We start from the raw sequence: 14,237 nt of genomic DNA, 5'->3' as shown, positions 1-14,237 counted from the left end.
TGTGTGTAGATTAAATGTTTTCATAAAGTGTTAGTCTCCGTTAGCTATTCTTTTTGACTAGACTGTAGAAGTTATTCTGATTATTAAAATTTTATCTTAGAATAGGATTTTATTTAATTTTTTTATCTATAAGTAAATATAAGCGTATAAATTTATGGAAAAAATTTAAATTAGGTTGTAATGAAGTTTAATTAATGGGTTCAAAGGTCACAAAAAATAATAAGAGGAAGAAGAAACAGCAAAGTGATAGTAAATTAATTTATATTCCCTTTATAGTTTTGGCTGTAATTTTAGTTGCAATATTTGTAGTTCCAGCTATTACTCATAACTCTCAAGCTGCTTCTGATCCTTTCTTTCAATTCTATAAAGTCTCATCACAAGATTTTGCTTCTGGCAATAATGTTAACGTATATTTTATTAGTTGGTATGGTTGTCCTTTAGGAGCTACAAATTCTTGGGGATTATATATTGCTTTAAGTCATTATGGTGTATTGAATGCTTCTCCTAATTATTCTGATGTAGAACAATTGTCAAGTAGTTATTCTGGTAGAGTTCCTGGATTGATTTTCAATGGATTTACGCCTAACTCTAACGTAAACTTTATTCCTATATATATATTAGGAAGAATATATACTTCAAATGGAACTGCTAGTTTACCTAATGGTACTTTTATTTCAACTAATAATATAATTCCAGTGGAAGAAGCAGAGTTACAGTCTGAATTACCTTCTGGATTATACAATATAATATATCAATACGAATTAAGTGAAAATATGCCTAATCAAGATGCACCAATAGCTTATCTAGGTAATCCTAATCATATTACCACGATGGTAATTATTAGTGGGCCAAAAGGAACTTGGATGTTAATTGGGGATTTGCAATCAGTTGATGGAGGTAATTTGCCAGTAATATTGTCTCAGTCTGGATATACTCCTACTCAAATATTTCAGGCTATAAAGTCCAATGATTTATCTTCCTTATCTATGGGTAGTGCAATACAAGACGAAGCTAATGAATTCTCAAATATTATTAGTGAAGCTAGCTAAATCTTTAATTTTGAGTTTTAATATAAAAATTATTAAATACAGTAGTTATACGCATACAGTATCCTTTTTACTAGGGAGTAAGAGTCATCTTAGTGTTCATAAATAAAAGCGGTTTCATAACTTTAATATAAATGGGGGTTAAGGGGGCGGAAGTCTCCATCAGAAAGGCTGGGAATGGATAGCCCCTTATAGATATATGTAGGAAAAACATTTTTATTTTGCCCTACTTGGCTGTAAGAGCTGGCTGATGAGGGTTAGACTGCCTGTGAATGTTGAACCTCTACTGTATATTACCTAGTGAGGTGGTGTACAGTAAGTTTCCCTAAAGAAGCAGGAAATCGCTAGGTTGGGATGCTCTGTAGTAAGTGTGGAGTAGTTCACACTAATAATGATCAGAGGAGCAATTTAAAAGGCTCAAATAGAATTTTTTCTTCTTCAGATTCTTAGAAAAATCTAAAATTGTGGTTCGAAATGCTTTTCTCCAGTTTCTTTTTCTAGAAATTCCAATATATTTCTTATTTTGTCTAATCCTATCTGATTAGCGTAATCGAATATTCCTTTTGGCCATCCTAGTCCTAATTTACATGATTTGTCTATATCATCTTTAGATGCTACATCCTCTTTTAATAAGAAATAAGCTTCATTCACTGCAGACGATATAATGAAGGAAGGATCTATGATTTTTCCTGAAACTATTTTAGCTGGATGAGTGTAAAATCCCTTACCAGATTTTACTCCGTATTCCTTTTTTTCAAATTTCTCTTTGATTATTTCACAATTATATATTTCAAAACCTCTTTTTGTCATTGAATTCATAATCAAATAATCTACATCTATTCCTATATTATCTTGAAGTAAGAATACTCCCATTGGAAATCCTAATTCTGTTTTTGCTGTATAGTCTACGTCTTCTATTGTAGCTTTCCCTGACTCAACTAGGTAACATGAAGTTTCTAACAATCTGAAAAGTATCCTAGTTACTATAAATCCCGGGATATCCTTTTTAGCTAATACCGGTTCCTTTCCTAAGTTTTTCGTAACTTGAAACGTTTCTTTTACAGTGTTATCTGATGTTAATTTTCCTTTTATTATTTCTACTAGTGGCATTAAAACTGGGGGGTTAAAGAAGTGCATTCCTATTACTCTTTCTGGTTTTTTCGTTGATTCAGCTATTTCACTTATGGGCAAACTGCTGGTGTTTGTTGCTAAGATACCATCCGAAACTTCGTCTGCTTTAGCAAAAATTTTTGATTTTAGATTAATGTCTTCTATGACAGCCTCTACCATGAAGTCAGTATCTTTTAGCGCTTCTTCGAGATTTGAAGTAGTGTGAATTCTAGACAGTATCTGGTCAGTCTCTCCTTTAAGTTTTCCTTTCTTTTGTAATTCTGTTAAGCTCCACTTAATTTTATTTAAAGCGTTTTTAAGTATTTCATCGTTAACGTCGTTTAACCATACTTCGTATCCTGCTATTAATGCAAGTTCTGCTATTCCGTGACCCATAGTTCCTGCTCCTATTACTGTAAATTTGTTAATTTTCATTATGATCATTATATATTTATAATTCTTAACTTAAAAGATTAGTCGATTTCGTGAAGATAAAAGACTAAAGAGAAAGCATATGGTTAAAAGCTTTGAGGAAAATATTCAGTCAGCTGAATTGACTATTTTTATACTCTTGTATCAAAGAAATGAGATATGATTTTATCTTCCTATTCATAAATATATTAAAATTTTTTCTTTAAGAAAAATGTAAAACATAAGATTTTAAAAATGTTAATTTAATAAAGTAATGTATGGTATCATATTCTGAAGTCCGAAAAACTTTCGATTGGAATATAATTATGAAACAGTTTGAGTTGAATCCAATTAATTTCTTAACTAATCATGAATCTGATGCAGTAATAAGATATAAAAACGATGAAAAAAGTAGATTATCTTTTAATGAATTAAGAGTAAAGTCTCTACATCTTGCTTCTTATTTAAGAGAAAATGAAGGAATTAAAAAAGGTGATGTTATTAGCGTTATAGCTTCTAAGAAAATTGAGCAAGTTATAGTTCTTTTAGCTACTTTATCCCTAGGTGCTATTTATCAGCCTCTTTTTACTGCATTTGGTAGTGAAGCTATAAAAATGAGGATTTCTGACGTTAAACCAAAGCTCATCTTTTGTCAAGATGATCAGTGCGATAAAATTGAAGACGTAAAAAAGATTTCTCTTTCTGAATTAGACTCACTTAAATCAGGTGAATTGAAAGAAGTAGAGCATGTTTCTTGGGACGATCCTGTAATACTGTTATATACTTCTGGAACTACGGGCAAACCTAAAGGAGCTTTAATTTCAAAACGACTTTTCCTAAATACTTACGTTTACATGAAATATGGAATAGGGTTGAGAGAAAATGATACTTTTTGGAATGGTGCAGATCCAGGTTGGGCATATGGTTTATACTATGGTATAATAGGTCCTTTACTTTTTGGTAATTCTGTTATATTTTTAGATGAACCTTTTGATCCTAAAAGGACAATGCAATTTCTAGAAGAAAATAAGATTACTAATTTTGCCTTTGCTCCTACAGCTTATAGAATGCTTGCAAGAAGTATTAAGGAAAAGTATAATCTAGTTTTGGATAGAGCAAGTTCAGCAGGAGAACCTCTGAATCCTGAAGTAATAAAGTGGTTTAAGGATAATTATAACTTGTTGGTTAAGGATCATTATGGGCAGACTGAAGTGGGAATGGTAGTATACAACGGATGGGGATATGATGAGGAAGTAAAGCCGGGCAGTATGGGTCTTCCGGCTCCAGGATATGATGTAGATATCATAGAAGAGAATATAGCTGTGAAAAAATGTACTGGTTTTCATTTTCTAGGGTATTTAAATAACTTAGAAAAAACGAATGAAGCTTTTAGAGGTGAATGGTATTTAACCGGGGATAACGCTACTAAAGATGAAGATGAGTACTTCTGGTTTATAGGGAGAAAGGATGATGTTGTGAAAGTTTCTGGTTATAGAGTAGGTCTATTTGAAGTAGAGAGTGTTCTAATTGAGCATCCTGCTGTTTTAGAATCTGCTGTAGTAGCTGACGACGATGAAGTTAGGGGTCATGTTCTTCATGCTTATGTAGTTTTAAAGCCTGAATTTAAGGGAGACGATAAGCTAAAGAAGGAACTTATAGATTTTGTCAATAGCAAATATTCTAAACATGTTCATTTAGAGAAAGTAGATTTCGTATCTAAACTTCCTAAGACTGAAAGCGGTAAGATTCAACGCTATTTACTTAAAAAATAATAACTAATTTTATCATATTCAGATTTTACATTAAACATAGATAAGAATGCGTAGAAATAGTTACTTTTAGAGATTATTTATTTTTGTTAAAGCTTTTTTAGCTACTTAGAATACAATCTTATTGAGTGATCTCTCAAGGGGGTATAAAGTTTTCCACATTTATTAACTATAAATTATACTTATTAATGTATTTAATATTTCATAGGAATTCTTCAATAATTGTTTATATAGATAAATTAAAGTTTATATATTAGTCCATGTTAATTAAAATAAGTACTTTTATTATACTCTAAAGTATTATTATACGATAAAAATGAGAACTAAATTTTATGTAGCCGTATTTATAGCGTTAATTGTAGATATAGTATTATATTCAATTTTTCCGCTTTTCAATAAAGTTTCTCCAGAATTATTAGGTCTACCGTTCTTTTACTGGTATCAAACAGTAATGTTAGTCGTAACTAGTGCTATATTTTTTGGAATTTCATATGGCGTTAAGGAGGCTGAATGAAAATGATAGCTATTCCAAAGTCTAATATAGATGACGCTACGCTTGCAGTCTTTTTAGTACTTTTCGCTGTTTTTATATTCTTAGGTTTTTACGGAGCTAGATGGAGGAAAGGAGATCTAAATAAACTTCATGAATGGGGATTAGCTGGTAGAAGACTCGGGGTATTTACTGTTTGGTTTTTAATGGGAGCTGATTTATACACAGCTTATACTTTCATAGCTGTTCCTGCAGCGCTATTTGGTGTAGGATCACTTTACTTCTTTGCAGTACCTTACGTTGCATGGGCTTTTGGTATTGCATTATTAACTATGCCTAGATTATGGACTGTTTCAAGGAACAAAGGTTATGTTACCGCTGCCGATTTCGTAAAAGATAGATTCGATAGCAGGATGTTAGCTATTATTGTAGCTTTAGTAGGAATTGTTGCTGAATTACCTTATATTGCTTTACAAATTGTTGGAATGAAAGCTTCATTAACAATGCTTCTTCTAGGTCTGGGAATAGGTACTAGTAGTGCTTCTTCTTTAACTTTAATTAATGAAGTATCTTTAGTTATAGCTTTTATTATTCTTGCAGCTTTCACTTATACCAGTGGTTTAAGAGGTGCTACTTTAACTGGAATTTTTAAGGATGCGTTAATATGGCTTACAGTGATAGTTACTATAGTTGCTGTTCCGATAGCTATAGGAGGATTTCACGTAGCATTTTCTGATATACCTGCTTCTAAGGCTCCGCTATTTTCCTCTTTACCAAGTAAGGAAATTCCTGCGTTCTTTTCGTTAGCGTTAGGTAGTTCAATAGCTCTATATTTATATCCTCATGCTATTAATGGTTCTTTAAGCTCTAATAGCAAAAAACAGCTTAAGATGAGTACTTCTTTATTGCCTATTTATGGTATTGGATTAGTGTTTTTAGCATTAATAGGAATTTTAGTATATGCGGTATCTCCTGCATTAAGCGCTATAACTGCCATATCTCCATATATTGGAAAGTCAGCTGCTACTGACTTAGTAGTTCCTGCTACTATAGCATATGAGTTACCAGGATGGTTTGTTGGTATTGCTTTAGTTGGTGTATTTATTGGTGGATTAGTTCCTGCGGCTATTATGGCTATAGCGATATCTAATCTATTTGTCAGGAATATAGTCAAGGAATTTAAGCCATTAGGAGAAAAGACTGAATCTACTTTAGCTAAGTGGATGTCCGCTGTATTCAAGTTTTTGGCTTTAGGTTTTATTTTTGCTGTTCCTGGTTATGCTATAACTTTGCAGCTTTTAGGTGGTATAATAGTTGCTCAAGCAATGCCACCAATATTTCTAGGATTATTTACTCATAAATTAGAGAAATATTCATTAAGTGCTGGGCTTTTGGCTGGTGTGTTTTCTGGTGTTGGTTTATTCTTTTATTCTAAAGAAAGTGTATTTATGGCGACTCCTATAGGTTCCATATATATTGCGCTGATTTCGTTGGCTATTAACTTAATAATAGCTGGAGTAGGTACTGGTATAGCTTATGCATTAGGCTGGAGACCTAAAGCTAAGATAAAGGAAGAGGAAATAACAAAATCATTATAAGGTATTTTCTTTTTATTTTTTATTATTGTTATTTTTGTTTTTCTTAGTTATTTGATAATATTTTTATTATTTTTTTCTATTTTGATTCTTAAAAATACTTCTTTATTTAATAAATCTCTTAATTAAAGTTTTAACAAAAATAACGGTATATAGAAAAAACTCATGATGATTTATGTTATATTTAAAAAATATAAGCTAGCTTACTGAACATTAATTTTTTAAATAATAATAGCAAATGATATTACGAGTTTATCATGAATCGAAATAAATTAATAAAAGGAATAGGCAAAGGAATAGCTATATTAATAGTGGTAATAATAATAGCAGCTGCTGCAGGTGGAGGATACTATTATTATACTATTTCACATCCTAGCAAAAAGGTAGTTACTATAACTTATTACGATGATTTAGCTCCTTCGGAAGCTAAGGCATTTGATGATGTAATAATTCCTGAATTTGAGGCTGCACATCCAAATATCAAGGTTAGCTTAGTTGTTGAAAGTGCGGATGATATTGTAACTAGTATAGAATCATTAGAAAAAGCTGGAGATGTTGGATCAACAGTAATAGCAGAGGATAATATGGTTATAGGGGAATTGCTTTATGCAGGAGATATAATGAATTTAACTCCATATTCAGTTAATATATCAATTCCTAGTATGATTCCTTCTATGACTAATTTAATGCATTATGAGCAACAAGTATACCATGGAATATACTTTATTCCATTTAGGGGAAATATACCATTAGTATGGTACAATACAAGTACGTTTAAGGCTCTTAATTTATCATTGCCTCAAAACTGGAATCAGCTAATGTCTGATGCAAAGATAATTTATGAAAAAACTGGAGTTAAACCCATAATGTTTCAAGGACATGGTGGCGCAAGTACTTCAACTGAATTATATCAATGGATGGTTCAAGCTGGAGGAAACCCATTCGTTTTCAATGATAGTGGAGATATAGAAGCATTTACTTATTTAGATGAATTATCTGCCTATTTTGCACCAAACTATATTCATGGATATTGGGGTAGTTATAAGGGATTAGTTAGTAATGAGTATTACATCTTAGACTATCAATGGCCTTACATATATGCTACAATGGAAAGCGAAGGGTTAAACGTTACTGATGTTGGTTTCTATCCCGGACCTTCTGGACCAGTAAATAATGATCATTTAGTAGGAGGAGACGTATTAGCCATTCCTAAGGGTGCTACTCATCTATCAGATTTATTACTATTCGTAAGGTTCTTATTATCAACTCAAGTACAGAGAGACATTATAACTATATTGGGAGAACCAGCAGTGAATGCTAATGCATATAACAATTTACCATCTAACATAAGTGCACTATTTAAAGCTGAACTAGAAGCATTCCAAAATGCATTCTTTAGAGAACCTGTTCCGTGGATATCAGAATGGAACACTATAGCTGATAAGGTATTTGTCCAGATAGTAGAAGATCATGCTCCAACATCTGAAATTCCATCAATATTAAGTAGTGCAAATGCTGAAATGTATAGTTATTTAGCTACTACATATAATTCTACAGTAGCTCATGAGTATGAAGAAGGAGTATTTGCACCATTGTATGGGTGAACTAAATTGAAACCAAGTTTAAAGTATTTTCTTTTTACTTTACCTGCTATTTTTTATGTAGGATTTTTTGCTTTTTATCCATCTTTTGATGCTATTTATTTGAGCTTTCTAAATTCACAAGGTAAATTCACTCTTGATAATTATAAAGAGTTATTTTATTTTAATATCTATGGTACAATAGAAAATACTATAATTGTAACTGTTGGTGCACTATTAATTCAGCTATTTTTAGCTTTAGGAATTGCTTCTATATTAACTAGGGAATTTAGAGGAAAGAAAGCGTTTTCTACTATATCTATTATTCCACTCGGCGTAGCTACTGTAGTTTCTGCTATAGCTTTTTCTTTTATATTTCAAACTGTTGGAGGATACGCAAATAGTTTTTTGCATATATTTGGTCTAAAAGGAGTGAATTGGTATTCTAATACTCTTATTTCTCTTTTTGTTGTAATGATTTCAGATAGTTGGAAAAATACTCCTTTAGTTACTTTAATAATTCTTTCTGGTATGCTCTCAATTCCTAAGGACTTATATTACGCTGCATCGTTAGATGGAGCAGGGCCTATAAGAAGATTTGTGCATATTACTTTGCCTAATTTAAAGAAATTCATAGCAATAGCATTAATAATAAGGGGTGTTAGTGAATTCAATATTTTTGCATTACCATTAATTTTGATAGGATATCATCCTGCATTATTAACTACTCTAGCTTATGAATTATATTCTACAACTACAATTTACTTATCCTCTGCTGCTGCTGTAATATTATTGGCTTTTATAGCAGTATTAATTGTAATTAATATAAAATTAGGAGGTGGTAGGAAATGAGTAAATTAATATACATAGCTGCAGGTATTTTTACTATTTATTTTTTACTTCCTCTGTATATACTATTAATGATAGCCTTTAGTCCTGCTAAGTATACTATAGAATCAGTATACCCTCCATTATATTTTAAAGGCTTTACGTTGAGTAATCTAATCTATGCTTTTACTCAATATGATTTCATTAGTCCATTCTTTAAGAGTTTGGCTGTAGCTACATTAGTCGGAATAGTAGCCTTAATAATAGGAATTCCAGCTGGTTATGGTTTGAGCAGATTACCGGGAAAAGTAGCTTATCCAGTATTGATTCTCTTATTAATTACTAACATGGTGCCTGGAATTGTGGTTGCTATTCCAATAAGTGCTGAATTCATAAAATTAGGTTTATACGATTCTATACCAGGTTTGGCTTTTGTTCAAGAATTGATAACTTTGCCTTTAGCAGTTTTCATACTACAAGGAACTTTTTCTACCGTATCTAGGGATATAGAATATCAAGCTAAGATAGATGGTGCATCTACCTGGTCATTCTTGAAAAATATTTTGTTACCTATAGCTTCTCCCGGAATTGCAGCTGCGTTTTTAATATCATGGATGTTCTCATGGGACGAGTTCACATACGCAGTTATATTATCTCCAATACATCCTACTTTGCCAATAGAGATTTACATAAACATTACGAGAGGAAATGAATTAGCTGCAGTAGCTTTCTCTTTAGTATTCACTATTCCTGTAATTATTTTAACTATTGCATTACAAAAATATTTAAAGGGTGAATATTTAACTGGAGGGTTAAAATCATGATAGAACTTCAAAATTTATATAAAAAATATGGTAGTAAAGTAGTTATAAATGGAATAACAGAAAAAATAGAAACTGGAGAATTTTTCGTAATATTAGGACCTAGCGGAGCAGGAAAAACTACTTTACTGAGAATTTTAGCTGGAATAGAGAAACTTGATAATGGAAAGATAATAGTTGACGGAAAAGATGTAACCAATTTACCTCCAGAGAAAAGAAATGTTGCTATGGTTTTTCAAAACTATGCATTATATCCAAATATGACAGTTTATGATAATATAGCGTTTCCTTTAAAAATGAGACATATGAAAAAGGATGAAATAGAAAAAAGAATAGATAGAATAGCAACTTTACTAAAAATTAAAGATATACTTCATAGTCCAGTTACAAAAATAAGCGGAGGACAACAGCAAAGAGTAGCTATAGCAAGAGCAATAGTTAGGGATCCATCTTTCTATCTACTGGACGAACCTTTATCTAATTTGGATGCAAGAGTTAGATTTACTGCAAGAGGAGAACTTAAGAGAATTCAAAAAGAGCTAAATGGAACATTTATTTATGTTACTCATGATCAAAAAGAAGCAATGAGCTTAGCAGATAGGATTGCAGTGTTGCATGAAGGGATTTTTGAACAAGTAGGAAAACCAGAGGAATTATATGAATATCCAAAAACAAAATGGATTGGAGAATTTATAGGAGATTTTCCGATGAACTTTTTGCCTGGAAGTATAATCAATGAAGATGGAATTGAAATAGGATTCAGACCCGAATGGACATTATTAGGAGGAGAGTTTAAAGGAATAGTAGAATCAATAGAATCAGTAGGAGAAAACATTTATCTATTCTGCAAAGTAAAAGATAGTTCAGTGGTTATATTTTCTAAACAGAGATACGATGTAGGCGATGAGGTTAGCTTTTCAATAACTAAATATAGAAAATTTAAAGATGGAATATTAATTAAAGATGATAAAAAGTAAAATTAATTTTCATCTAATAAAGATGAGGAAGCTTGTTTTATAGCTTTTATTATATTAACATAACCTGTACATCTACAGATATTTTTTATTGAGTACTTTAATGTTTCATCTCTAGCTTTTGGATCAGTGTTCTTTAAATAATCATACGTAGCCATTAAAAATCCATGTGTACAATATCCACATTGCATTGCAAAATTTTCTATAAATGCGTTTTTTATTTCATCAGCTTTAATTCCTTTAATAGTTCTAACGTCATTACCTATAGCTTGGACTGCTAAGGTTAAACAAGATTTTATTGCCTTTCCGTTAAGTAAGACTGTGCAAGCACCACATTTTCCTTCATCGCATCCTCTTTTCACTTCTTTAAATCCATTAGCTCTTAGAAAGTCTAAAAGGAGTGTTCTAGGTTCAACTATATTCTCAATTTCATTGCCATTTACCTTAATTTTTGCTAAGATTTTTTCATCTGCTTTAAAGGCTACTGGATTTATATTTGAATCTTTTTTCTCCTTTCTTTCAAATATTTCTATTATATCGCTAGTATTATTTTCTAACATATTTTTTATGAAATTTTTAATTATCTTTAGTTTCATTTCTCCTCTAGTATGCACATCATCTAGAGGTTTTAACGAAATTAAAGAAAGTGCTTGATTTGCCATTTTTTCAGGATTATCATAATCCAGGTCTAAAACTATCGGTTTCTCAAAAACTGCTCCTATTCCTATTCTAACCTTATCTTTATTCTTGAATTTCTTCATTGCTACTATTACGTTTGGATAGGCAGATCCTCCTTTTTTAAATATACTAAATTTGAACTCATCGTTAAGGCTCTCCTTATCTATGATTATTTCAGTGATCAATTCGTCTTCTCTTATTTTAGTTTGATAAGGAGATTCGTAGAAGTCTGAAATATCTAGTATTCTTTCTCCTTTAGCTTTACTTAGTTTAATCTTGGCATCTAGAACTAAAAGTGCCGGGTAATAATTAGCTGAAGGGTCTGCATTAGCTAATGATCCACCTATTGTTCCTCTATTCCTCACTTGCAAGTCAGCTATAGTTAGAGCAACTTTTGACAGTGTTTTTATTGAAGCTACTTCGTTGTGAGTGGTTAGCGCTCCTATTCTTAATTTTCCGTCTTCTTCTTTTATATATCTCAAATCTAAATTATTAATATCCATTAAATAATCAAATTTCGATATTCTTAGTTTTAACATTGGAAGAATACTTTGTCCTCCAGCTAATGGTTTAGCACCATCTTTTAAAAAGTCAAAAGCTTCATCTAGATCTTTTACTTTAACGTACTTGAATTTTGTGGGTATTCCTAATGAGAACAAAGCTATCACCTTATAGGGAGTTCAGTAATTCTTTTAGCTATTATTCTAGAAACGGCATTTGCTATCGAGGCTGGAGCTCCCATTATTGGTCCTTCTCCTAATCCATAAGCCCCAGAAGGTAAATACTGAGATTGAGTTTCAAAATGAATAAATTCAACATCCATTCCTAAGGCTTCAGAAAGAGTAGGAGTTTCATAAGAATCAAAAGTTAACGTTTGAGGAATTCCATTTTCATACTTCAATTCTTCGTAAAGAGTTAAGGCTATTCCGTGCATTAAACCTCCATAAAGTTGAGATTCAGCTAATTTCTTGTTAAGGATTTTTCCAGCATCATGGGAGATAACGTATTTTATAATTTTTATCTCTTCCGTAGTCTGATCTATTTCTACTACCGCTAAGTGAGCTTGTATGGAATAACCTAAGGACGAATTTATTTTATCTCCATCAGCTGGTTTTAAGTAAGGAGAATAAAAATACGACGTAACTGTTAATGACTCACTATCTCCGAAAGCGTTAGGATTCCAATGAAAAGCTGACGCTAGTTTCTTTATGCTGACGTTTTTTCTTTCGTCATTTTCATCATAAAAAACTCCATTTTTGAATTTTACGTTTTCAGTCTCTAGATATTTCTTAGCTAGCTTTGTCATTTTTTCCTTTAATTCGTTAACGCCTTTTACTACTGCACTCATAACTATTGGAGCAAATCTACTGGAGTAACTTCCGCTAGCTAAATTCCATGGCTTAGTAGTATCAACTCTATTTTCAACTTTTATTAATGATTCGTCAATTCCTAACTCTTTGGATATGTATTCAGCTATTGTAGTTTCATGACCAAGTCCTTCATTAGTTCCGTTTATGAAAACTGAGATTGAACCGTCAGGATTTACTGAGATTGTTGCGTAATCTCCAGAGGAGGAATGGGGATTTTTCCTATTTTCTAAAGCTAGATCAACGTAACCTAAGTTAGTTCCACTTGGTTCGACTAGAACAGCTATTCCTACTCCTAGGTTTTTTCTCTTTTTGCTTTCCTCTTTCCAATAGATGTATTCGTCTTTTATTGCTGAAACTACTTTTTCGTAATCTTGTTCAGGGTATAATCCACCAGAAGGTGTTTGGTAAAATCCATCCTTAAAATCTTGGAGTCTAATCAAATTCTTTAATCTGATCTCAAGGGGATCAATTCCTAGCTCATCTGCTAACTTATCTATTGCAGTTTCTAAAGCAAAATAAAATGGTGGTCCTCCATATCCTCTGTTTAACCCAGTAGGTGATTTATTTGTTAGAACTAATACGTAATTAGCTTCAATGTAAGGTATGTTATATGCTCCGTTTAAGTTTCCTTGAACTCTAAATAATGCTCCAGGTTCCGGGGGTCTAACGTAAGCCCCTATGTCTTCGTAGAAAGTATATGAAATACCAGAAATTTTTCCTTCTTTATTTGCCATTATTTCAACTGTTCCTCTCCTTTCTCCACCTGCAGAACTAGCTAGAAAATCTTCTGTTCTAGTTTCTGTCCATCTTATTGGTCTTCCAGTAAGTTTAGATGATGCTGCAGCTAAAGTAATATAAGGATAAAGTGAATACTTAGTTCCAAAGCTTCCTCCTATATCTCTTGGAGAATATAATTTTATATTATTAATAGGTAAGTTTAACGCTCTAGAAAGAAAGTAAACCTGGAGCATTGGTCCTTGTATATTTGCCCAGACTTCCATTTCTTCATTCATTCTAACTAGAAGGCCATAAGGCTCTAGTGGCATTGCAGAATGCCTTGAAAATTTGAATTTTTCTGAAATTATTACGTCAGCTGATCTAGGATTTCCAAATTTCATATTTCTTTTCATTGCTATGTTAGACTTTACTTCTTCGTGAACTAGTACTTCTCCTTTCAACGCTTCGTCAATGTTGGATACTGCAGGTAATTCCTGATAATCGATTTCAACGTAATCTAGTAGATCTATAGCCTTATATGGATCATTAGCTAGGACTATTCCTATAGGTTCCCCTACGAACCTAATTTTATCTTTTGCAAATGGATAATATTTAATTGGTGCGTCCACGGTGGTAGGAAATGGATTCACAATTATTTTAGAAAGCTCATTTGGTCCAATTCCTATTCCTCCGTGTGATTTTACTTCATCGAAATTTACTTTTCTTATTATTCCGTGAGGAATAGGGCTCCTATAGATTGCCATGTAAAGTGTTCCTGGTAAGTCTGGTAAATCTGATATGTATTCTCCTTCTCCATTTACTGCTCTTTTGCCTTCTATGTACATAAG

The 14,237-nt window shown here is 32.0% G+C and carries 11 protein-coding genes; 8 read left to right on the top strand and 3 right to left on the bottom strand.

Annotation, left to right across the window (positions count from 1 at the left end):
• The first annotated feature begins 194 nt into the window (after positions 1–194).
• Entirely contained in the window at positions 195–1,049 is an 855-nt protein-coding gene (locus tag B6F84_RS01030) for a DUF929 domain-containing protein (protein ID WP_148690495.1), read from the top strand.
• 453 nt (positions 1,050–1,502) lie between these two features.
• Here the strand turns inward: B6F84_RS01030 and B6F84_RS01025 are convergent, their stop codons facing one another.
• A complete protein-coding gene (locus B6F84_RS01025) occupies positions 1,503–2,591 on the bottom strand; it encodes a 3-hydroxyacyl-CoA dehydrogenase (RefSeq protein WP_187152723.1) in 1,089 nt (362 codons plus the stop codon).
• 254 nt (positions 2,592–2,845) lie between these two features.
• Between B6F84_RS01025 and B6F84_RS01020 the strand changes: the two genes are divergently transcribed.
• The 7 genes from B6F84_RS01020 to B6F84_RS00990 all read left to right on the top strand — a co-directional run bounded on the left by B6F84_RS01020 (position 2,846) and on the right by B6F84_RS00990 (position 10,627).
• Positions 2,846–4,339, top strand: coding sequence for an acetate--CoA ligase (locus tag B6F84_RS01020; RefSeq protein ID WP_148690493.1), 1,494 nt, complete (start codon positions 2,846–2,848; stop codon positions 4,337–4,339).
• Between the two features lie 313 nt (positions 4,340–4,652).
• On the top strand, positions 4,653–4,850 hold the full coding sequence (locus tag B6F84_RS01015) for a DUF3311 domain-containing protein (RefSeq protein ID WP_148690492.1): 198 nt from the start codon (positions 4,653–4,655) through the stop codon (positions 4,848–4,850).
• A 2-nt stretch (positions 4,851–4,852) separates the two neighbouring features.
• A complete protein-coding gene (locus B6F84_RS01010; protein WP_148690491.1) occupies positions 4,853–6,424 on the top strand; it encodes a sodium:solute symporter family protein in 1,572 nt (523 codons plus the stop codon).
• Between the two features lie 254 nt (positions 6,425–6,678).
• The gene (locus B6F84_RS01005; RefSeq protein WP_148690490.1) at positions 6,679–8,025 is read left to right on the top strand and encodes an ABC transporter substrate-binding protein; all 1,347 of its coding nucleotides are present in this window, start codon (positions 6,679–6,681) and stop codon (positions 8,023–8,025) included.
• A gap of 6 nt (positions 8,026–8,031) precedes the next feature.
• Complete coding sequence (locus tag B6F84_RS01000) at positions 8,032–8,853, top strand: carbohydrate ABC transporter permease (protein WP_148690489.1); 822 nt, start codon at positions 8,032–8,034, stop codon at positions 8,851–8,853.
• Complete coding sequence (locus tag B6F84_RS00995) at positions 8,850–9,653, top strand: carbohydrate ABC transporter permease (RefSeq protein ID WP_148690488.1); 804 nt, start codon at positions 8,850–8,852, stop codon at positions 9,651–9,653. Before B6F84_RS01000 ends, B6F84_RS00995 begins: the two co-directional genes overlap by 4 nt.
• A complete protein-coding gene (locus B6F84_RS00990; protein WP_236748998.1) occupies positions 9,650–10,627 on the top strand; it encodes an ABC transporter ATP-binding protein in 978 nt (325 codons plus the stop codon). Before B6F84_RS00995 ends, B6F84_RS00990 begins: the two co-directional genes overlap by 4 nt.
• A gap of 2 nt (positions 10,628–10,629) precedes the next feature.
• Here B6F84_RS00990 and B6F84_RS00985 read toward each other — a convergent pair whose 3' ends face one another.
• On the bottom strand, positions 10,630–11,961 hold the full coding sequence (locus B6F84_RS00985; RefSeq protein WP_187152722.1) for an FAD binding domain-containing protein: 1,332 nt from the start codon (positions 11,959–11,961) through the stop codon (positions 10,630–10,632).
• A gap of 5 nt (positions 11,962–11,966) precedes the next feature.
• Entirely contained in the window at positions 11,967–14,234 is a 2,268-nt protein-coding gene (locus B6F84_RS00980) for a xanthine dehydrogenase family protein molybdopterin-binding subunit (protein WP_148690486.1), read from the bottom strand.
• Positions 14,235–14,237 lie beyond the last annotated feature (3 nt).

It is taken from the genome of Acidianus manzaensis (genome assembly GCF_002116695.1).
GTDB lineage: Archaea > Thermoproteota > Thermoprotei_A > Sulfolobales > Sulfolobaceae > Acidianus > Acidianus manzaensis.
The sequence above is the reverse complement of the archived record's forward strand: the minus strand, read 5'-3'. Positions and strand labels throughout refer to the sequence as shown.

Excerpts from the sequence above, each read along its gene's own strand:
- B6F84_RS00990 (WP_236748998.1), top strand. The coding sequence starts at position 9,650 with ATGATAGAACTTCAAAATTTATATAAAAAATATGGTAGTAAAGTAGTT.
- B6F84_RS01025 (WP_187152723.1), bottom strand. The coding sequence starts at position 2,591 with ATGAAAATTAACAAATTTACAGTAATAGGAGCAGGAACTATGGGTCAC.
- B6F84_RS01020 (WP_148690493.1), top strand. The coding sequence starts at position 2,846 with ATGGTATCATATTCTGAAGTCCGAAAAACTTTCGATTGGAATATAATT.
- B6F84_RS01010 (WP_148690491.1), top strand. The coding sequence starts at position 4,853 with ATGATAGCTATTCCAAAGTCTAATATAGATGACGCTACGCTTGCAGTC.
- B6F84_RS00980 (WP_148690486.1), bottom strand. The coding sequence starts at position 14,234 with ATGTACATAGAAGGCAAAAGAGCAGTAAATGGAGAAGGAGAATACATA.
- B6F84_RS01005 (WP_148690490.1), top strand. The coding sequence starts at position 6,679 with ATGAATCGAAATAAATTAATAAAAGGAATAGGCAAAGGAATAGCTATA.
- B6F84_RS01030 (WP_148690495.1), top strand. The coding sequence starts at position 195 with ATGGGTTCAAAGGTCACAAAAAATAATAAGAGGAAGAAGAAACAGCAA.
- B6F84_RS00995 (WP_148690488.1), top strand. The coding sequence starts at position 8,850 with ATGAGTAAATTAATATACATAGCTGCAGGTATTTTTACTATTTATTTT.
- B6F84_RS01015 (WP_148690492.1), top strand. The coding sequence starts at position 4,653 with ATGAGAACTAAATTTTATGTAGCCGTATTTATAGCGTTAATTGTAGAT.